Source organism: Kitasatospora sp. YST-16 (genome assembly GCF_026802215.1).
In the GTDB taxonomy this organism is placed as follows: domain Bacteria; phylum Actinomycetota; class Actinomycetes; order Streptomycetales; family Streptomycetaceae; genus Kitasatospora; species Kitasatospora cineracea.
The window spans coordinates 746,216-765,882 of record NZ_CP113837.1 but is presented as its reverse complement, the minus strand read 5'-3'; the positions used below and the strand labels follow the sequence as shown (position 1 = coordinate 765,882).

The 19,667-nt window shown below is 72.9% G+C and carries 18 protein-coding genes; 11 read left to right on the top strand and 7 right to left on the bottom strand.

Annotation, left to right across the window (positions count from 1 at the left end):
* Positions 1 to 104: 104 nt before the first annotated feature.
* Positions 105 to 737, top strand: a complete 633-nt coding sequence (locus tag OU787_RS03555; protein ID WP_268658508.1) for a LuxR C-terminal-related transcriptional regulator — start codon at positions 105 to 107, stop codon at positions 735 to 737.
* Between the two features lie 337 nt (positions 738 to 1,074).
* On the opposite strand, the gene OU787_RS03550 is transcribed toward OU787_RS03555, so the two are convergent.
* Positions 1,075 to 1,599, bottom strand: a complete 525-nt coding sequence (locus OU787_RS03550) for an SMI1/KNR4 family protein (protein ID WP_268658507.1) — start codon at positions 1,597 to 1,599, stop codon at positions 1,075 to 1,077.
* Between the two features lie 307 nt (positions 1,600 to 1,906).
* On the opposite strand from OU787_RS03550, the gene OU787_RS03545 reads away from it, so the two are divergent.
* Positions 1,907 to 2,878: an EcsC family protein gene (locus OU787_RS03545; RefSeq protein WP_268658506.1), complete on the top strand. Its 972-nt coding sequence runs from the start codon at positions 1,907 to 1,909 to the stop codon at positions 2,876 to 2,878.
* A gap of 60 nt (positions 2,879 to 2,938) precedes the next feature.
* On the opposite strand, the gene OU787_RS03540 is transcribed toward OU787_RS03545, so the two are convergent.
* Positions 2,939 to 3,493 (bottom strand): polysaccharide deacetylase family protein, encoded by a 555-nt coding sequence (locus tag OU787_RS03540; protein ID WP_268658505.1) that lies wholly within the window; start codon positions 3,491 to 3,493, stop codon positions 2,939 to 2,941.
* 546 nt (positions 3,494 to 4,039) lie between these two features.
* On the bottom strand, positions 4,040 to 4,732 hold the full coding sequence (locus tag OU787_RS03535; protein WP_268658504.1) for a hypothetical protein: 693 nt from the start codon (positions 4,730 to 4,732) through the stop codon (positions 4,040 to 4,042).
* A 337-nt stretch (positions 4,733 to 5,069) separates the two neighbouring features.
* On the opposite strand from OU787_RS03535, the gene OU787_RS03530 reads away from it, so the two are divergent.
* Positions 5,070 to 6,401, top strand: coding sequence for a hypothetical protein (locus OU787_RS03530; RefSeq protein ID WP_268658503.1), 1,332 nt, complete (start codon positions 5,070 to 5,072; stop codon positions 6,399 to 6,401).
* A gap of 180 nt (positions 6,402 to 6,581) precedes the next feature.
* Here the strand turns inward: OU787_RS03530 and OU787_RS03525 are convergent, their stop codons facing one another.
* Positions 6,582 to 6,851, bottom strand: a complete 270-nt coding sequence (locus OU787_RS03525; protein ID WP_014134349.1) for a GlsB/YeaQ/YmgE family stress response membrane protein — start codon at positions 6,849 to 6,851, stop codon at positions 6,582 to 6,584.
* Between the two features lie 283 nt (positions 6,852 to 7,134).
* Here OU787_RS03525 and OU787_RS03520 point away from each other — a divergent pair, with 283 nt between their 5' ends.
* The 5 genes from OU787_RS03520 (at position 7,135) to OU787_RS03500 (ending at position 11,400) form a co-directional block, all read left to right on the top strand.
* Positions 7,135 to 8,130, top strand: a complete 996-nt coding sequence (locus OU787_RS03520) for a hypothetical protein (protein ID WP_268658502.1) — start codon at positions 7,135 to 7,137, stop codon at positions 8,128 to 8,130.
* A gap of 134 nt (positions 8,131 to 8,264) precedes the next feature.
* Positions 8,265 to 9,056 carry a hypothetical protein gene (locus OU787_RS03515; protein WP_030464280.1) on the top strand — a complete coding sequence of 264 codons (792 nt, stop codon included), beginning with the start codon at positions 8,265 to 8,267 and terminating at the stop codon, positions 9,054 to 9,056.
* 223 nt (positions 9,057 to 9,279) lie between these two features.
* A complete protein-coding gene (locus OU787_RS03510; RefSeq protein WP_268661798.1) occupies positions 9,280 to 9,723 on the top strand; it encodes a MarR family winged helix-turn-helix transcriptional regulator in 444 nt (147 codons plus the stop codon).
* On the top strand, positions 9,720 to 10,577 hold the full coding sequence (locus OU787_RS03505) for an ATP-binding cassette domain-containing protein (RefSeq protein WP_030912994.1): 858 nt from the start codon (positions 9,720 to 9,722) through the stop codon (positions 10,575 to 10,577). Before OU787_RS03510 ends, OU787_RS03505 begins: the two co-directional genes overlap by 4 nt.
* Positions 10,537 to 11,400: an ABC transporter permease gene (locus tag OU787_RS03500; RefSeq protein ID WP_268658501.1), complete on the top strand. Its 864-nt coding sequence runs from the start codon at positions 10,537 to 10,539 to the stop codon at positions 11,398 to 11,400. The genes OU787_RS03505 and OU787_RS03500 overlap by 41 nt, the downstream gene beginning before the upstream one ends.
* Before the next feature lie 37 nt (positions 11,401 to 11,437).
* On the opposite strand, the gene OU787_RS03495 is transcribed toward OU787_RS03500, so the two are convergent.
* Positions 11,438 to 11,878, bottom strand: coding sequence for an SsgA family sporulation/cell division regulator (locus OU787_RS03495; RefSeq protein ID WP_030464284.1), 441 nt, complete (start codon positions 11,876 to 11,878; stop codon positions 11,438 to 11,440).
* Positions 11,879 to 12,204: 326 nt separating this feature from the next.
* On the opposite strand from OU787_RS03495, the gene OU787_RS03490 reads away from it, so the two are divergent.
* Positions 12,205 to 13,425 carry a PucR family transcriptional regulator gene (locus OU787_RS03490; RefSeq protein ID WP_268658500.1) on the top strand — a complete coding sequence of 407 codons (1,221 nt, stop codon included), beginning with the start codon at positions 12,205 to 12,207 and terminating at the stop codon, positions 13,423 to 13,425.
* 48 nt (positions 13,426 to 13,473) lie between these two features.
* Here the strand turns inward: OU787_RS03490 and OU787_RS03485 are convergent, their stop codons facing one another.
* Both OU787_RS03485 and OU787_RS03480 read right to left on the bottom strand, forming a co-directional pair.
* A complete protein-coding gene (locus OU787_RS03485) occupies positions 13,474 to 13,944 on the bottom strand; it encodes a hypothetical protein (RefSeq protein WP_268658499.1) in 471 nt (156 codons plus the stop codon).
* Between the two features lie 168 nt (positions 13,945 to 14,112).
* Positions 14,113 to 14,586, bottom strand: coding sequence for a hemerythrin domain-containing protein (locus tag OU787_RS03480; RefSeq protein ID WP_030463656.1), 474 nt, complete (start codon positions 14,584 to 14,586; stop codon positions 14,113 to 14,115).
* A 95-nt stretch (positions 14,587 to 14,681) separates the two neighbouring features.
* Here OU787_RS03480 and OU787_RS03475 point away from each other — a divergent pair, with 95 nt between their 5' ends.
* Both OU787_RS03475 and OU787_RS03470 read left to right on the top strand, forming a co-directional pair.
* Positions 14,682 to 15,920, top strand: a complete 1,239-nt coding sequence (locus tag OU787_RS03475; protein WP_268658498.1) for an MFS transporter — start codon at positions 14,682 to 14,684, stop codon at positions 15,918 to 15,920.
* 247 nt (positions 15,921 to 16,167) lie between these two features.
* Positions 16,168 to 19,644 (top strand): carbohydrate binding domain-containing protein, encoded by a 3,477-nt coding sequence (locus tag OU787_RS03470; protein WP_268658497.1) that lies wholly within the window; start codon positions 16,168 to 16,170, stop codon positions 19,642 to 19,644.
* The last annotated feature ends 23 nt before the right edge of the window (positions 19,645 to 19,667 follow it).

The window sequence follows — 19,667 nt, the reverse complement described above, 5'->3', positions numbered from 1 at the left end:
GCTGCCGATAAAGGGAGTTGTCGAGTGAGCGGAAGGACGGACTCGGAGTGACCCCTTCGCGTGGACCCAACTCCCCGGCGGGGGCAGGCAGTCGGGTGGCCGTGGTGGACGACGACACGGTCATCCGGGAGGGACTGCCGTACCTGCTGCCGGAGTTGCGGGTGGTGCTGGCGGTCAGCAGCGTGGAGGAACTGCTGGCGGCCCGGCCCGCGGCGGACGTGGTGCTGCTCGACCTGGTGCTGACCGGCACCGGCCGGACCGGGGTGCGGCAGGGCGCGGCGGCGGTCGAGGCGGTGGCCGCGGCCGGGCACCAGGTGCTGATCTACACCAACGAGCGCCGCCGCGAGGTGCTGGTCGGCTGCATGGCGGCCGGGGCGCGCGGGGTGGTGCACAAGGCAGAGCCGCTGCCCGCGCTGGCCGGGGCGGTCGCCGAGGTGGCGGCCGACCGGGTGGTGATCACGCAGGCCCTGGTCGGCCTGGCCGAACTGGCCGAACGACGCGGCGGGCTACCGAGTCTGACGGCCCGTCAGCGCGAGGTGCTCTCGGCCCGGGCCCGCGGCGAGGCGTTCCGCAGCATCGCCGAGCGGCTGTTCATCAGCAAGAAGACCGCCGAGGAGCACATGTCCGTGGTGACCGCGAAGTTCGCGGACTTCCTGCGCGACCACTCCCCGGCCGACCTGGAACGCGAACTCGGCCTCGGCCCGGGCGACTTGCTGGACCCGCGCCGACCCCGCTGACTCCTATTCCCGTCGCGTTGCCGTCACGGCCTTGAGCTCGGGAAGGCGAAGCGGGCAGCTGTAGTGGGATGTCATGGTGCCCACGCATCTCATGCATGGCCGGGGCGCGGGTCAGTTTCTCTGGTGGGGCCGTAGGGAGCGTCAGGTCGCGGATCGGCGAGCAGAGCGGAGTTGGAGATACTGCCGATGCGGTGGAGATGCCGCGTTCGGCGGCGAGCGAGAGGAGATGGAGGCTGGAGGTGTGCAGATACTCACGTCAGATGGCCGTCACCGTCGCGGAGCCGTCCAGGTCTCAGCAGCACTGTTGTTGTGGTGCCCGCCCGAAGGCGACGGGCGGTTACGGGGTCCAGTTGATCTCACTCGGGTCATAGGACACTGCCCAGCGGAAGAGCTGCCGTAGGTCGGAGTAGAAGCAGAGGTCCCCGTGTGAGAGCCAGAAGATCCGGCCCCGTCGGTCGCCGGGCGGGATCATGAAGACTCCCGACGTCCGGTCCTCCTCCATGGAGATCGGGATGATCTCTGCTCCGTCGGGGATCCCGACGTCGAGCCGGAGGATGTTTTTCAAGACCTGGAGGAACTCCTCGGACTCCTCCTCGGCCCGGCCGCTCAGCCAGTCGCGGCTGCCGTAGACGGGCCTCCCCAGTGCGAAGTTCTCCATCCCGTCCGAGTGCCGCAGGAACTCGACGTAGTGCTCCTTCAAGGGCTGGGAGAATCTCGCCCGCAGTCGCGTGATGTCCTCTTCCGTTGCCCCGGCCCGCAGGATCGGCGGGCCGAAGATCCCTTCGTCGTCCGGGCTCTCGACGAACTCCCTCCTCCTGGCATCAAGGACATCGCCGATCCAGCCGGGGAGACCCATGGACATGCCCTTCCAGTATGAACTCGCAACAGCGTCACGGTACCTGCCGGTTGAGACGTCGCCGGCAGATGAGTCCGCAGGCCAGTGAGACGGAGGCGTTGTGGAGGTCGAGGCGCCGTTCCCGGCGGACGGCGAGATGCTTGGATCGGTGGAGTTGGGCGAAGGCAGGAAGCTGGCAACAGATGCGTGACGGACGGTTCCAGGCCCGGGAGCGGACGCCAGCTGGTAGAACATCCTCGGCCCAGTGGCACAGCCGAATTGGAGAATCCTTGTGAGCGTTCACGCCGTCCTGTCCGTCGACGGTGGGGCCCCGATGAGTGAGTACGAGGAGCAGGTGTGGAAGGCGCTCAACGAGCACTGGCAGCGTCGCAACAATCGCCGGAGCTTGCCGAATTGGGCGAGCAATGCACTTGGTCGGACCGGCGCGGTCGCGGGCAGCGCGGTGAACAAGATAGTGGAGGTGGTGCCGGAATCAGTCAAGGAACCGGTTCGTCGCGCGGGCGACGCGGTTGCGGACAAAGCGGTTCGTCCGGCCCTCGGGGCCGCAGCGTCGCTGCTTGAGTTGGTCAATGATTGGGCCCTGGAGCTCAACGATCCGAAGAACGTCGAGAAGATTGCCCACAAGCGGGGTTTCGACATTGACAGTTTCGTCGAGTTGCGGCAGCAGGATCTCAAGACCTGTGACCGGCTGCTGGCCTTCAACACCCTCACATGGCGAACCGCCGGAGCACTCGAAGGCGGAGCCATGGGTCTGTTGGCGATGGTTCCCGTCGCAGGCATACCGGTTGCGATGACGGCGGACATCCTCGTTGTTCAAGTCCTGAGCGCGTCGATTGCGGCGCGTATCGCCTACTCCTACGGCTACGATGCCAAGGATCCCCAGGAGCAGGCATTCATCCAACGGATGGTGCACCGGTCCTTCTCGGCGCAGGCTGCCAAGGTAAAGCCGATACACGAGGCCGCGCAGGCGGCCAACGCGATCAAGGGGCGCGTTCGATGGTCGGATAAGCTCCGTCAGGACCACCGACTCCTGGCTGCCATCGAGAAGCTGCTACAACAGTTGGGTCCAGAGGGCTCCAAGGTGTCGGTCAAGAGCGTCGCAAAGGTCGTGCCGTTCGTGGGAATCCTCATCGGAGCCGGTGTGAACGCCGCGGTCCTTGGACGGGTGGCTCATGATGCCCAGAGGTATTGCCAGACTCGGTTTTTGTGTGACAAGTACGGATTGCCGCTGCCGGCCGCGTTGACAGCAGACGGAGCGGACGAGCCCGGGGATGACATCGGGTGAGTGGTGTGCTGTTCATGAGAGAAACGCACTGGGCTCGTCTGCTGACGAAGTGCCGGCGCGTCAGCTGACGGGCAGCGCGCCGACGTGGGCGGCGAGGGCCTCGATGACAGCGGGGAGGGCGGCGACGGTCTGGGAGCGGTCGCCGCCGCCGTTGTGGAGCAGGACGAGCGCGCCGGGCCGGGCCTGGTCGAGGACGGCGCGGGTGATGGCCGCGGCGCCGGGCATCGACCAGTCGCAGGGCTCGATGGCCCACGGGGCGACGGCGGCGCCGGACTCACCGATCCAGCACAGCACTTCGGGTGTCCGCCCGCCGTAGGGCGGGCGGAACATCAGCGGGCCGGTGTCGCTGCCGACGGCCTTGGCGACGGCCTCGTCGGTGTGGGCGAGCTGGGCGAGCAACTCGGTGCGGGACAGGTCGGGCAGGTACGGGTGGGACCAGGTGTGGTTGGCGATCTGATGTCCGGCGGCGGCCATCCGTTCGAGTTCGGCCCGGTGGGCCAGGGAGTGCAGGCCGACGCAGAAGAAGGTGGCGGACACCGGGTATCGGTCGAGGACGTCGAGGATCTGCCCGGTGTACGGCGGGTGCGGGCCGTCGTCGAAGGTGAGCGCGACCACCGGCGGTCCCCGGTGTTGTCCCACAGGCAGCGCCCGGCGTCGATCATCCGGGCCAACTCGGGTGCGCTGGTGGTGATGTCGGCGGCCATCTCGGCGGAGCGCCCGCCCAGCGTGCCGGTGCCGAGGTCGAGCCGGACGACCGCGCCGAGGTCGTCGCGGGCGGCGCGGACCAGTTCCGCGGCGGGGACGGAGCCGAACGCGGGGCGGGTCGGCAGCACCCACGGGTCGGCCCGGTACACGGCCAGCCCGGCGGCCGTCAGCCCGCCGTCCAGCATGCCGTTGGTGGAGTCGATCACCGTGACCAGCTGCTCGCCGGCGGCCGCCCACTCCCGCTGCGTGCGCAGCAGGTGCGTGGTGAGGGCGCCGAGCTGCCCGGCCGCGAACCGAGCCGCGGGCGCGCCTTCGCTGCCGGTCTCGGCCCGACTGCCGCGAGAATGGTCAGGAAGATTTTCGAACCAACTGGGCATCAATGTCCTTGGAAGAAAAGGAGGGTTGATGGTATATCAGCTGCTTCGCGGGCCACCCATGGCCGCCGATGGCCGGACGTCAGTGCTCCAGGTCGGCGCGCATCAGGACGAACTGCTCGGCGGCGTCGGCCGGAGCGGTGCCGGGGAACAGGGCGACACCGGCGGTGCTGCTGTCGACCCAGCCGCACAGGGCGTCGGAGCCGAGCGGGAAGCACTCCAGGTTGCCGCCGAGCGGGCCGGCCTGGTACTGGGCGGAGCCGCCGGGGTCGCCGGTGGAGCCCTCGCCGCGCGCGTAGTCGATCAGGCCGCGCCACAGGTGCTCGCGGCGCTTGCTCGGGTCCTCGGGCACGTTGTCGACCCCGGCGAACAGCACCGAACGTCCCGAACCCCCCGCCTTGGGGCGGTAGTTGGCCTCCACCAGGGTCATCCCCTCGCGCATCTCGCCCGGGTCCACCGGCACGTCGCTCAGCTGGGCGTCCCCGGTCGCCCGGGCCAGCCCGCCGGCCGTGCGCGCCTCGGTCAGGGTGTGCTTGCCGCCCGGTGGGACCGGTCTGCTGGACGAGGGCGCGGCCCCCGTGGACGGCGGCGCGGCGGGCGAGGACTTCGGCGCCGCGGGCGAGGACTTCGGGGCACTCGCCGCGGGCGAGAGCGCGGGCGAGGCCGCGTCCCCGCCGTCCGTCCCCTCCGGGTCGCAGGCGGCGAGGGCGAGCACCGCGACCAGCGCCGAGGCGGCGAGCAGGGCACGGGCGGCGAGTGGCTGACGTCCGGTCATGACGGGAGTTCTCCTGTGTGGGGTGCGTACGGGGCGGAGGACGGTGCGGCCGGGCTGCTGGACCCGGGCACCGGTCACGGGCACAGGACGCTACGGGCGCCGGACCTGCGGCCGGGGCGAAGACGCCGTTTCCGGACCGCATCGGGACCGGACGGTGACACGTCGCCGCCCGCCCGCGCCCGGGGCGGCGGAAACCGTACGGCCCGGGGCGGCGGAAAACCGGTTGGCCCGGGGGCGGCCGACGGCGATGATCGGGCGGGCGCGCGCCGGCGGGGCCGGAAGTGCCGCGCGCACCCGATCCCGAGAAGGACTCCGAACGACTCCAGGAGGAGACTGCGTGCACCCCGATCTCGCCAAGGCCCGTGAACTGCTCGACGCCGGTGACCCGCAGGGCGCCGTGCGGGAACTGCGGGCCCGGGCCGAGAGCCTGACGGCCGGTGAACTCGCCCCGGCCGTCGCGGCGTTGGCCGAACTGGCGGGCATCGACGAGCTGGCGGCCGCGGCCGCCGCGCTGGCCGCCGACCCGGCCGGGCCCGGCCCGCTGTACGCGTACGGGTACGCCTGCATCGAGCACGGCCTGTCCGAGTTCGCCGTCCCCGCGCTGCGCCAGGCGCTGCGGGCCGGCACCGGGCCCGCCGCCGAGGAGCCCCGGCGGCGGCTGTTCGGCCGCTCCCGCCCGGCCGGGCCGGCCGTCTCCCCGCGGCAGGTGCTGCTGGAACTGGCCGTCGCGCTGGAGGACGGCGAGCGGCACGCCGAGGCCGTGCAGCTGCTCCGGGAGCACGACGGGATCACCGGCGACTGGCCCGACCGCTACCTGCTGGTGCACAACGCGCTGATGGCCGGGGACCTCCCTCTCGCCCGCGAGGTCTTCGCCCGGCTCGCCGCCCCCGACGACACCTGGCAGCCGGCCGCCGACCGGATCCGCCGCACCCTGGCCCGGGCCGCCGCCGTCCCGCCCGCCGGCCCGGCCGACCTGCGCGGCTGGCACCACGTCCTGACCGGCGGCCTGCTCGCCACCCTCTCCCCGTTCGGCCACGACGCCGGGATGACCGGCCGCTGGGCGTACCTGCAGGGCGGCTGGGACGACTGCCGGCTCGGCCTGGAGCGGCTGCGCCTGGTGCTGGAGGCCACCGGCCGCCGCCCGGCCGCCGTCGCGCTGCTGCCCGACCGGGGCAGCCGGGCGCTCGGCCTGGCCGCGGCCGAACTGCTGGGCCTGCCCGCCGCCCCCTACCGGCCGGGCACCCCGGACGCGCTGGTGCTGGCGTACGACCTGAACGAGGTGGACGGGGAGCTGCTCTCCGCGCTGCACGAGCGCGCCCCGGGCGAGGTGCTGTACGAGCACGCCACCTGCTGGACCGACACCCCCGCGGTGTCCGCGGACGTCTGCGGCCTGCTGGTGCAGCGGATCGTCGCGCCCTGGGAGCCGCGGATGGCGATGGGCGAGGACGGCGAGGTCACCCGTTCCCCGGCCGACGACCGCCCGGCCGAGGAGCTGGCCCGGGAGGTCCTCGCCGCCTCCGCCGAGCCCGACCCGGGCGACGGGGCGACCCCGCCGGACCCGGACGCGGCGCTGGCCGACTTCGCGGCCCGGGCCGCCGCCACCTGGGCGACCGGCAGCCGGGACCGGATCCGCTCGGCGGGCCCGGTCCGCAGCTCCCGCTTCGCCTGACGGCCGGAGCCTGCCGGGGCCGTGCCAGGGCGTGCCGAGACCGTGCCGGGCCGTGCCGGGGGCCTGCCGGGGACGCGCCCCGGCAGGCCCCCGGCGCGCCGCCGCCCGCCGGGCCGGGGGCCGGGCGGGCGGTACGGGTGTCGGGGTCGGTGTCGGGGTCGGTGTCGGGGAGAGGGGCGGCTACCTGCCGGGTCGGGACTTGCTCCAGGCCGGAGCCACGAAGGCGACCAGCACGACGGCGAAACCGATCTGCAGGAAGTGCCTGATCCAGTCGATGCCGCCGGTGTGCCGCACGCCGATCCAGCCGGCCACCAGGTTTCCGAGCAGGGCGCCGGCCGCGCCGAGCAGCATGGTCAGCCACCACGGGATGGACTGCGGCCCGCGCAGGATCAGTTTGGCCAGCACGCCCAGCACGAAGCCGATCAGCAGAATCCAGAGGAGTTGGAACATCGGAGCCCAGCCTTTCCGGTCGGGTGCCGGCAGCCGGCCCGCACCTCGGCCGGTCGGTCGCGGAGAACCGTGCGCGGGGCCGCCGGCGGGACGGTCCGCACCAGCCATGATCGCGCGCCCCGGGCGCTCGGGCATCTCGGCGAACACCCGTCCGGCAGGTTTGCAAAGCCTCGGCAAAGGGTAGCGGCGGTAGTCGAACCGACGGGTCCGGTGATTGCGTCCGGACCGGGTGTGATGGGATAAACGACCTGAGCAGACATCAAGTCCTACGGGGGGACACAGGATGGCAGCGGGCTTCGGCTACCAGGCGGGCGAACTGGCGAAGATCCAGAAGGACTTCCAGGCGATCCAGCAGCGGATGGGCGAACTGTCCCAGCGGACCGGCCAGATCAAGGACGTGATGGCCAGGGCCGTCACCACCGACCTCGCGGCGGGCGCCCTCGGCGGCATCATCGGCTTCGGCGCGGTGGTCGCCCAGGTGCGCGAGCGGGTCAGTGCGATCGAGCAGCAGATGGCGGCCCTGGAGGCCACCAAGAACCAGCTCACCAAGAACCTCGGCAGCGACGTCAGCAAGCTCGGCGCCGTCGCCAAGGAGTACGCGGAGGCCGAGCGCCGGGCCCGCGAGGGCGTCGAGAAGCCCGGCAAGGGCGGCCACCCCGGGCAGCCGGCCGGCCCGAAGAAGCCCACCGGCGGTGGCGGCAAGCACGAGACCAAGCCCACCGGCCCGAAGAAGCCGATGCCGCACGGCCCGAAGAAGCACGACGGGGACGGCGGTGGCGGCCACGGCCAGGACCCGACGCCGACGGTCTCCCACGAGGGCGCGATCAAGGTCGGCGAGGTCACGTACGGCGGCGCGGGCAAGTACAAGAGCGGCGAGGCCGCCTGCCGCGAGTACATCGCCAAGGCGCTGGACGCGATGGGCGTCACCGACCCGCAGGCCCGCGCGGCCTGGACGGAGGGCATGCTGACCATCGCCTCCCGCGAGTCCTCGTACAACGCGCCCGGCTCGCAGATCAACGCCTGGGACAGCAACGCCCACGGCGCCATCGTCGGCGACGGCAAGCCCGCGAACTGCTCGCGCGGCGGCTGGCAGTGCATCCCGAGCACCTTCGCGGCCAACCACGTCAAGGGCACCTCCACCGACATCTACGACCCGGTGGCCAACGTCGCGGCGTCCATGACGTACATCCGCAGCCGGTACCACGTCTCGCCGGACGGGCACGACCTGGCCAGCAAGGTGCCGCAGGCCAACCCGCACCACAAGCCGCAGGGCTACTGATCCGGTCCGCCCCCGCCGCGGCCGTCCCGTCCGGGGCGGCCGCCGCCCGGCCGGGTGGCCACACCGGCGCGGACCGGGCCCGTCCCGCTCCGCGCCCCCCTTCCGCCGTCCTCGAACTCCCAGGGATTGAATCCGTGCGTTCGCTCCGCCTCACCGCCGCCGCGGTGGCCTGCCTGTCCGCCGTCGCCGTCCTGACGGCCTGCGACCCCGAGGGCACCGACACCGGTGACAGCGCCGCCTCCGCCGCGCCCTCCACCGCGTCCACCGCCGCGCCGTCCGCGGCCGGCTCCGCGTCGCCCGCCGCGTCCAAGAGCCAGGGCGCCCCCGAGGCCACCCCCGGGAAGGCCGGGCGGCTGCCCGCCGGGGTGTGGATCGACCCGAAGGCCGTGCCGCTGAACTCCGCCCTGCACTGGAAGGCCGGCCCGGCGAAGGTGCTCGGCGAGAAGGGCCGGCTGCGGATCGAGGAACTCTGCAAGATCCCGCGCGAGGACTCCTTCGCCGAGGTCCCGATGGTGGAGACCGCCGCGCTGGGCGGCGCCGCCGGCGACTGGGCGGCCGACGAGACGATCGCCAGCTTCGGCTCCTCCGCCAAGAGCAGCGGCGCCGCGCAGAGCGCCTACGGCCTGCTCTCCGGCGTCACCGAGGGCCTGAAGGGCTGCGCCTCCACCGTGCCGGGCGCCACCGTCAAGGTCACCGTCGAGGACGGGATGACGGTCGCCGCCACCCTCACCGTGCCGCAGTCCGGCGGCGGCAGCACCGAGGTGCACGAGTACCTGACGGCGAAGGACGGCACGCTCGCCGAGCTGACCCTGCACGCCCAGCTGCCCAAGGGCGGCCACCCGAAGACCGCCTGGGCCGGCGGCTCCGACGACGCGGTGCTGAACCCGCTGGCCGCCCCGGTCTGCACCGCCTTCGCCGACTGCTGAGACCCGCCCCCGGCACCGGGCCGGTCCGCGCACCCGCGCGGGCCGGCCCGGCGGCGTTCCCGGAACCTTGCGGAATTCTTCACCGGACACCCCTCGATCCATACCTCTCATTCAGAGCTAAAATCGGAGGGTGAGCGAACAACCGGCGCGAGCCCCGGAGAACACCGAGAACACCGAGACCGTCGAGGCTGCCGAGCCCGAGGAAGCCGCCGAGGCCGAGGAACTGGCCGCGCTGCTGGTCGGCATCCAGCGGCTGATCCGCCGCCAGTTGCGCACCGGGCTGGCCGGGCCGCGGCTGCGCGGCGCCCAGGTCGAGCTGCTGCGGCTGGTCGCGGACACCCCCGGGATGCGGGTCTCCGAGGCGGCCGAGGAGCTGTTCCTGGCCGGGAACTCGGTGTCCACCCTGGTCAACCAGCTGGTCGGCCAGGGCCTGCTGCGCCGCGAGAGCGACCCGGCCGACGGCCGGGCGGTGCTGCTGCACGCCACCGGGGAGGCCGTCGAACGGCTGGCCGCCTGGCGGGTCCGGCGGGCCGAACTGGTCGGCGAGGTGGTGGCGGAACTCGACCCGGCGGACCGGGCGGCCCTGACGGCCGCGGTGCCCGCCCTGCGTGCGGTCGCGTCCGGGCTGCGGGCCCGGGCGGCCGCGGAGGGGAGTGCGGAGGGATGAGCGAACCGGATCAACCGGCCGTCGAGTGCCGGGAGTTGGTGTACAGCTTCGGCCACGGCCGGGGGAAGGGGCCGGTCACCCGGGCGGTGGACGGCGTCGACCTGGAGGTGCGCCCCGGCGAGGTGTTCGGGCTGCTCGGGCCGAACGGCGCGGGCAAGACCACCACCATCCGGGCGATCACCACCCTGCTGCCGACCGCCCGCGGCATGGTGCGGGTGTTCGGCCACGACTGCGCCACCGACCGCACCGGGGTGCGGCGGCTGCTCGGCTACGTCCCGCAGGCGCTGTCCGCGGACGCCGGGCTGACCGGGCGGGAGAACGTCGCCCTGTTCGCCCGGGTCTTCGACGTGGCCCGGGCCGAGCGCGCCGAACGGGTCGCCCAGGCGCTGGCCGCCGTCGACCTGACCGAGGCCGCCGACCGGATGGCCGGGACGTACTCCGGCGGCATGGTGCGCCGGCTCGAACTGGCCCAGGCCCTGGTCAGCGCGCCCCGGCTGTTGGTGCTGGACGAGCCCACCATCGGCCTGGACCCGATCGCCCGGGCGGGCGTCTGGGAGCGGGTCGAGGCGGTCCGCCGGGCCACCGGCATGACCGTGCTGGTCACCACGCACTACATGGACGAGGCCGACCGGCACTGCGACCGGATCGCCCTGATGGACCGCGGCCGGATCCGCGCGCTCGGCACCCCCGAGGAGCTCAAGGCCCGGGTCCGGGCCGAGGACCCGGCCCAGGACGCGCCCACCCTGGACGACGTGTTCCGGCACTTCTCCGGCCGGGCGCTGACCGACGACGCCAAGGAAGGGGAGTTCTCGGATGTCCGCCGCACCCGCCGCACCGCCAGCCGAGTCGGCTGAACAGCCCGATCCCGCACCGGAGTTGGGACTGCTGCTGGTCCCGCCGAAGGCCCGCACCGGATGGCGGGTGGTCCCGGCCCGGGTGGTGGCGATGTGCACCGTCGAGCTGCAGAAGCTGCGGCACGACCGCACCGAGCTGTACACCCGGGCGATCCAGCCCGCCCTGTGGCTGCTGATCTTCGGCGAGACCTTCACCCGGCTGAAGGCGATCCCCACCGGCGGCACCCCGTACCTGGACTACCTGGCGCCGGGCATCATCGCGCAGTCCGCGATGTTCATCGCCATCTTCTACGGCATCATGATCATCTGGGAGCGGGACTCCGGGGTGCTCACCAAACTGCTGGTCACCCCGACCCCGCGGGCCGCGCTGGTCACCGGGAAGGCGTTCGCCGCGGGCGTCAAGGCGGTGATCCAGGCCGCCGTGGTGGTGGTGCTGGCCGCCGTGCTCGGCGTCGGGATGACGGCCAACCCGCTGCGGCTGCTGGGCGTGGCGGTGGCGGTGGTGCTCGGCTCGGCGTTCTTCTCCTGCCTGTCGATGACCATCGCGGGCATCGTGCTCACCCGGGACCGGCTGATGGGCATCGGACAGGCCATCACCATGCCGCTGTTCTTCGGCTCCAACGCGCTCTACCCCGTCGACCTGATGCCCGGCTGGCTGCAGGCCGTCAGCCGGGCCAACCCGCTCAGCTACCAGGTCGACGCCCTGCGCGGCCTGCTCATCGGCACCCCCTCCCACCTCGCCCTGGACTTCGGCGTGCTGGCCCTGGCCACCGTCGCCGGGATCACCGCGGCCTCCGCGCTGCTGGGGCGGCTGGCCCGCTGAGGGCCCGGCCGGGCGGGAAGGCCGAGCGCGACCGGGCTCAACAGCCGGGCTCGGACGCCCCGTTCGCCGCGAACAGCGCGTCCAGCGCCCGGTCCACCCGGGCGCGCTCGGCCTCCCCGCCCGGCCGGACCAGCTGCAGCGTCCGCCGCACCCAGGCCGCCACCAGGGCGGCGGGGGCCTGCAGGAAGGCGTCGCCCTCCGGGGAGCAGAGCATCAGGGTGACCATCCGCCGCCCGTCCACCACGGCCGGCCACACCCGCACGTCCCCCAGCCCGGTCGGCCGCAGCAGCCCCTGCACCAGCAGGTCCCGGGCGAAGAACCAGCCGATCGGCTGCGCCGAGTCGACGTGGAAGGCGATGTGCACCGCGTACGGGTCGTCGGCGCAGTACACCAGCCGCGCCGGGACCGGGAAGGCCTCCTCCGGCGACAGCAGCAGATCCATCACCAGGTCCAGGCGCAGCTCGGCGGGGCTCTCCATCACGGGTGTCTTCTCCACTCGGTCCGGCCCGGCGGGTCCGGGCTGGTCTGAGCAGGAGACTAGAGCCGCCCGGCGCACCCCGGACGCCGCCGGGCGCCGCCGGGCGCCAACGCTGTCCGGACGAACAGCCGGGCCCCGGTCCGGCCTGTGGGCGGCGACAAAACCCTCCCCCCAACGGCCTGACGCACCGTCAACACCCGCCCCCGCCCTCACCCGGGGAACGCCCGTGCGGGAGCCGCCCGTCCCGGCACCCCACGGCGTGTGCGCCGCCCGGCACGCCCCCGCGCCGACCGGACGCGCCGCCGCGCGCCGCCTAGGCTCACCGCATGGGCACCCGACTCACCGACGCGCCGGTCGACTCGGCCGCGCGACTGGCCGGCCACCTGCTGAACCGACTCACCGAGATCACCGAGGAAACGGTCCGCCGGATCCGCGGCGGCATGAGCGTGTACCGCAGCGCCGGGCCGCTGCCCGCCGGGGACCTGAGCGAATCCGTCCGCAGCAACATCGAGTTCACCCTGCGCCGGCTCGCCCACGAGGACGGCCTCTGCCTGGAGGCCCCCCGCCGCACCGGACGGCTGCGCGCCGAGCAGGGCGTCCCGCTGGCCACCGTGCAGTCCGCGTTCCGGATCGGCTTCGCCAACCTCTGGGAGACCATGGCCGCCGAGTCGCTGCGCCACGGCCTCGCCACCACCGAGGAGTTGGTGCAGATGGCCACCGACGTCTGGCGGTTCAACGAAGAGTCCACCAACGCCATGATGAACGCCTTCAACGAGACCACCGCCCTGCTGATGGTCCGCCGCGACCAGGAACGCTCCGCCCTGGTCGACGTGGTGCTGCGCGGCGGCATGGGCAACCCCGGCTCTGTCCTCGAAGCCGCCGACATGCTCACCCTCCCGTACGACGGCACCTTCGCCGTGGTCGTCGCCCACGCGCCCGGCCTCGCCCGGCAGGCCCTGCCCGACATCGAACCCACCCTGCGCGAGCACGACATGGGCTCCGCCTGGCGGCTCACCCCCGACGCGCACATCGGCATCGTCTCGATGCGCGCCGCCGCCGCGATCGACCTGCTGGTCGACACCCTGCGCAGCCAGACCGTCCGCCGGGCCGGCGTCAGCCCCTGCTACACCCGCCTCGACCAGACCCCGCAGGCCCTGCACCTCGCCCAGGTCGCCCTCGCCAGCTCGGGCCGGCCCGACGAGACGGTCACCCTGTTCGACGACAACCCGCTGCCCATGCTGGTCGCCTCCGCGCCCTCCACCGCCTCCCGGATCGGCAACCAGGTGCTCGGCCCCGTCATGGAACTCCCCGACGGCCAGCGCGAACAGCTCCTCACCACCATGTCCACCTGGTTCGCCGTCGACGGCTCCGCCGACAAGGCCGCCAAACTCCTCTACTGCCACCCCAACACCATCCGCTACCGGCTCCGCCGGATCGAACAGCTCTCCGGCCGCTCCTTCGAACGCCGCCTGGACTCCGCCGAGTTGTACATCGCCCTGCAGGCCGTCCTGCACCTGCCCGAAGTGGTCCGCGACCCGCTGGAGTGACCCCGGCGGGCCGCGGCCGGGGGCGGGGGGCGGTCGGCGGCGGCGGGTTCAGTAGCCGCCGGTGACGTAGCGGGCGATCGCGCCCTGGAGGTAGAGCTCCACCTGGTCGCGGGAGAAGCCCTCGTAGCGGGTGGTGAACTCGGCGATCAGCCGGGACTGGTAGACCACGGCGTCGTTGACCGGGAAGCCGGAGCGGCCCGGGGGCGGGGCGCCGGGGCCGATCTGCTCCTGGACGAAGACGGCCATCGGCTCCGGCTGGAGGACCCGGAGCTCGACGGGGTAGGCGCGCTGGAGCTGGAGCAGGTAGGCGTGGATGTGCTCGACCGGCTCGGAGCCCTCGAAGACGTACTCCATGACGTTGCGCAGGAAGGCGTTCAGGACGCCGAACATCGCCGGGCCGGCGGCGGCCACGTCGGCGGGCAGGTCGCGGGCCGGACCGCCCTCGACCAGGGTGTGGTGGAGCACGCGGTGGGCGGCGCTGGCCGCCGCGAACAGTGCCCGCTCCGACGACTTGCTCATGAGGCCCCCGTGTCCTGCGGCCTGACGCCGCGTCATGAGACGTACTGTCAGTAGAGGGTCGCACAGGGCGGGGGCGCCGAACAGGTGCGTGCGGGAACGGACGCCGAACGGGAACGCGCAAGGACGCGCGGGGACGGACGCCGGTCGGTCGGTCATCAGGTCATCAGGTCAGCCGGGCGGGGCGGGGCGGCGGTCGGGGTGGGCGGCCTGCCAGGCGGCCATCGAGGTGTTCCAGTCGGCGGCGGTCAGGGCGATCAGGGAGGCCGGGAAGAGGCCGTCCTCCTCCTTGGCGATGTGTGCGTGCAGCTCGTCGAAGGCAGCCAGCAGGACCGACCGGTCGGCGGGGGAGGCCAGGTCGGTGGCGGCGAGGAGTTCGGCGAGGCCGCGGTGCTCGGCCTCCAGGGCGTCGATGTACGCCGCGAACTCCGGGTCCGCGCGCATCACCCGGAACAGGCCGTCCTCCTCGCCCCGCCAGTGCGAGGCCAGTTCGGCGGCCAGCGGCGCCAGCAGCGCGCCCGCCGCGGCCGGGTCGCCCGCCTCCAGCAGGCGGGCGATCTCCCCGGTCAGGTCGGTGGCCGCCTCGTGCTCCCGGATGAAGTCCTTGATCAGCGGGATCTCGCGGCACCCGCAGTAGTGGCACATCCCGCCAGTCTGGCCGCCCGCCCCGGCCGCACCCCCACGGCACGCCGGGCCCGGACTTGCCCTCGACCGGGTCGAGGCTCCTACCGTCGCCCGCCATGGAAACCGCCACCGCCGCCACTACCTCTGCCGCCGCCCTGCCCCGGACGTACCTGTGGTGGCTGGCCGGCACCCGGGCCTCGGCCGCCGGGGACGCCGCCCTCGCCACCGCCCTCGGCTGGGCCGCCGCCGCCCACGGCGGGACGGCCGCCGGGCTGGTGCTGACCGCGGTCACCGTGCCGCGCACCGCCCTGCTGCTGCTCGGCGGCGCCGTCGCGGACCGGTTCGGCGCCCGCCGCACGGCGCTGCTCGGCGACACCGCGATGCTGGCCGTCGTGCTGGCGCTGGCGGCCGTCGACCGGACGGCGGGCAGCACCCCGTGGACGCTGATCGGCTTCGCGCTGCTGATCGGCACCGTCGACGCCTTCCAACTCCCCGCGAGCGGCGCCCTGCCCCGCCTGCTGGTCGCCCCGGGCCAACTGCCCCGGGCCCTGGCGCTGCGGCAGGCGGGCGGCCAGGCGGCCGTCCTGCTCGGCGCCCCGCTGGGCGCGTTCCTGGTCGCGGGCACCGGCCTGGCGGGAGTGGCGGTCGCCGACGCGGCCACCTTCCTCGCCGTCCTCGCGGTGACGCTCCCGCTGCGGGTGGCCCAGGAGCGGACCGGCGGCGGGCTGCCCGCGGGCATGGCGGACGGCCTGCGGGCGGTGCGGGCGAGCCGGACCCTGCGGGCGGCGCTCCCGGTGGCGGCCGTCGCGGCGGCCGGGGTGCTGCCGGTGGTCGGGCTGCTCGGACCGCTGCTGGTGCGGGCGCACGGCTGGGGCGCGGGCGCGGCCGGCCTGTTGGCCGGGGGACAGGCGCTCGGCGTGCTGGGCGTCTCGCTGGTCGCGGCCCGCCGGGGCGTGCTGCGCCGCACCGGGCGCGGGGTCGCGCTGGGCCTGGCCGCCGCCGGGCTGGGCACCGCCGCGCTCGCGTCGGCGCCGTCCCCGGCCTGGGCGGCGGCGGCCGCGGTGGCGGTCGGCGCCGGTTCGAGCGCCTTCGCCTGCCACCTGGGCCCGCTCGTGCTGGCGGGCGCCCCCGCGACCCACCTCGGCCGGGTGCAGGCGCTCCTCGCCCTGGTCCAGAGCGCGGCCCTGACCGCCGCCAACCCCGCCTGGGGCGCCCTCGCCGGGGCGTTCGGCCCACGGGCGGTGCTGCTCGGCTGCGCGCTGCTCACCGGGACGGTGGCCGCGGCGGCGGCCCGCGTACTGCGCGAGCCGCCGTCCACGGGCGGTCGGGGCGACGGGTGGAGGGGCGGCGAGTGAAGGGGCGACGGGTGAAGGGCCGCCAGTTCCCCTGCCCGGATTGGTACTTGCGGAAAGATCTTTCGGCAAGTGGGGCGGATTTCGGCCGCAATGTCCGCCGATGGGTGACGTCAAGGAGTCTTTACAGGCAGGTCATGTCTCAGTAACCTCCTGGAAGTTCTTTCAAGCTCTTGCGCAAGACCCCCCACCCACCCCCTGCCGCAAGGCAGTTCCCCACCGCCTGCGGCCCCGTACGAGGGACACTCCCTTGACCAGACGAGCACGGCACCGGCGGCGCCCCATCGCCGCCGTACTGACCGCAGTGGCGGCGCTCACCGCCGGCCTGCTGTCCACGGCTCAACTAGGCGTCACCGCGAGCGCGGCGACCGACACCACGGCGGGCAGCAACACCGCCACCGTCTTCTACTACACCAAGACCAGCAACTGGTCGACGTACAACCTGCACTGGGCCCCGGACGGCGGTAGCTGGACCACCGTGCCGGGCACCGCCATGCAGGCCGCCTGCACCGACTGGGTGAAGAAGACCGTCGACCTGGGCAGCGCCACCGGCCTGCAGGCGACGTTCAACAACGGCTCCGGCACCTGGGACAACAACGGCGGCAAGAACTACGCCCTGGGCACCGGCACCGTGGTGGTCAAGGACGGCGTGATCGCCCACAGCGACCCCTGCGGCACCGACAACGGCGGTACCGCCAGCCCGAGTTCGAGCCCCAGCCCGAGCCCCGGCCAGTCGTCGACCGGCGCGAGCACGACCGTCTACTACTACACCAAGACCCGCAACTGGTCGGCCTACGACCTGCACTACGCCCCCAACGGCGGCACCTGGACCACCGTGCCGGGCGTGGCGATGGAGGCCGCCTGCACGGACTGGGTGAAGAAGACCGTCGACCTGGGCACGGCCACCGGGCTGCAGGCGACGTTCAACAACGGCTCCGGCACCTGGGACAACAACGGCGGGAAGAACTACGCCCTCGGGACGGGCGTGGTGACGGTCAAGGACGGCGTCGTGGGCAGCACCGCGCCGTGCGCCACCGACAGCCCCAGCCCGAGCGCCTCGGCTTCGGCCAGCCCTAGCCCGTCCGCGTCCGCCAGCGCTTCCGCGTCCGCCAGCGCTTCCGCGTCCGCCTCGCCGTCGCCGTCCGCGAGCAGCAGCACGCCGGCCGGGAAGAGCGCCACCGTGTTCTACTCGACCGCGGTGGTCGGCTGGAGCATCGTCAACCTGCACTACGCCCCGGCGGGCGGGTCGTGGACGGCGGTGCCCGGCGTCGGCATGCAACTGGCCTGCCCCGGCTGGTACAAGCGCACCGTCGACCTGGGTTCGGCGGCCACCATGGCGGCCACGTTCAACAACGGCAACGGCACCTGGGACAACAACAACGGCGCCAACTACGTCGTCCCGGCGGGCGTCAGCACCGTGCAGAACAGCAAGGTCACCGCGAACGCCGCCGACCCGTGCGCGGCCGTCGTCCCCGACACCACCGCGCCGAGCGCGCCGGGCAGCGTGGCGGCCAACGCCACCGACACCTCGATCGTGCTGACCTGGGAGCCGTCCACCGACAACGTCGGGGTGACGGGCTACCAGGTCACCCGCAGCGGCGGCACCAAGGGCACCTCGGTGATCAACGTCGGCTCGACGGTGTACTCGGACAGCGGCCTGGAGGCGCGCACCGTCTACACCTACACGGTGAAGGCGCTGGACGCGGCCGGGAACGTCTCCGCGGCCTCCGCCGCCGCGGTCGCCACCACCGGTGACGCCCCGCCGGCCGCCAAGCCCGGTGAGATGATCGGCACCGACCCGCGCAAGGACCCGATCTACTTCGTGCTCACCGCCCGGTTCTACGACGGCGACACGTCCAACGACCGGGGCGGCAACCAGGACGTGAAGTCCGGCAACGCGGCCAACAACGACCCGATGTTCCGCGGCGACTTCAAGGGCCTGGTGCAGAAGCTCGACTACATCAAGGGCCTGGGCTTCTCGGCGATCTGGATCACCCCGGTGGTGCTCAACCGCTCCGACTACGACTACCACGGCTACCACGGCTACGACTTCTACAAGGTCGACCCGCGGCTGGAGTCGGCCGGCGCCTCCTACCAGGACCTGATCAACGCCGCCCACGCCAAGGGCATCAAGATCTACCAGGACGTGGTCTACAACCACAGCTCCCGCTGGGGCGCCAAGGGCCTGTACGTGCCCACCGTGTACGGCGTCCGGGACGCCCAGTGGTCCTGGTACTACGACGAGAAGCAACCCGGCTTCGAGTACGACGGCCTGACCGTCGAGCCGAAGAGCGGCAAGTCGTACTACAACGGCGACCTGTGGTCGACCACCCAGCCCGCCGGGCAGACCTGCGTCGGCTGGGGCACCCCGACCCAGTACAAGAGCCCCGAGGGCTACACCATCTACAACTGCCAGTGGCCGAGCCCCACTTCGGGCATGTTCCCGTCCAAGTACTACCACCAGTGCTGGATCGGTAACTGGGAGGGCGAGGACTCGCGCTCCTGCTGGCTGGCCGACGACCTGGCCGACTTCAACACCGAGAACGCCGAGGTGCAGAACTACCTGATCGGCGCCTACAACAAGTACATCGACATGGGCGTGGACGGCTTCCGGGTCGACACCGCCGTGCACGTCCCGCGGGTCACCTGGAACCGGCGCTTCCTGCCCGCCATCCAGCAGCGGGTCACCCAGGACTGGGGGCCGGCCAAGGCGCAGAACTTCTTCGTCTTCGGCGAGGTCGCCGCGTTCGTCAACGACAAGTGGAACCGCGGCTCGGTCAACCACTCCGCGCAGTTCTACACCTGGAAGGAGCGCAAGGACTACACCAGCGACGACGTGCAGGCCGCCCTCGACCAGTACAACTACGAGGAGCAGCTGGGCACCGGCAACCAGCCGACGTCCACCAACGCCTTCCTGGACGGCAACACCTACCACGCGCCCGACCACTCGAAGTTCTCCGGCATGAACATCATCGACATGCGGATGCACATGAACTTCGGTGACGCGCACAACGCGTACAGCAACGGCAAGGACTCCGACGACTCCACCAACGACGCCACCTACAACGTGGTGTACGTGGACAGCCACGACTACGGGCCCAACAAGTCCAGCGTGCGCTACACCGGCGGCACCGACGCCTGGGCCGAGAACATGGCCCTGATGTGGACCTTCCGCGGCATCCCGACCCTGTACTACGGCTCCGAGATCGAGTTCCAGGCCGGGAAGCAGATCGACTGCGGCCCGTCCTGCCCGCTCGCCACCACCGGCCGCGCCTACTACGGCGACCACGTCGAGGGCACCGTCACCGCCTCCGACTTCTCGGTGGTCTCCTCGGCCAGCGGGGCCGTCGCCACCACGCTCCAGCAGCCGCTGGTCAAGCAGGTGCAGCGGCTCAACCAGATCCGCCGGGCGATCCCCGCCCTGCAGATGGGCCAGTACTCCACCGAGGGCGTCAGCGGCGGCATGTCCTTCAAGCGCCGCTACACCGACGCCGCCAGCGGCGTCGACTCCTTCGCCCTGGTCACCGTCACCGACGCCGCCACCTTCACCGGCATCCCGAACGGCACCTACAAGGACGCCGTCTCCGGCGACGTCCGCACCGTCACCAACGGCACGATGTCCATCGCCGCCCCCGGCAAGGGCAACCTGCGGGTCTACGTCCTCGACCTGGGCGGCCAGAACGCCGCCCCGGGCAAGATCGGCACCGACGGCCCGTACCTGAAGTAACGCACCACCGAAGCAACATGCCG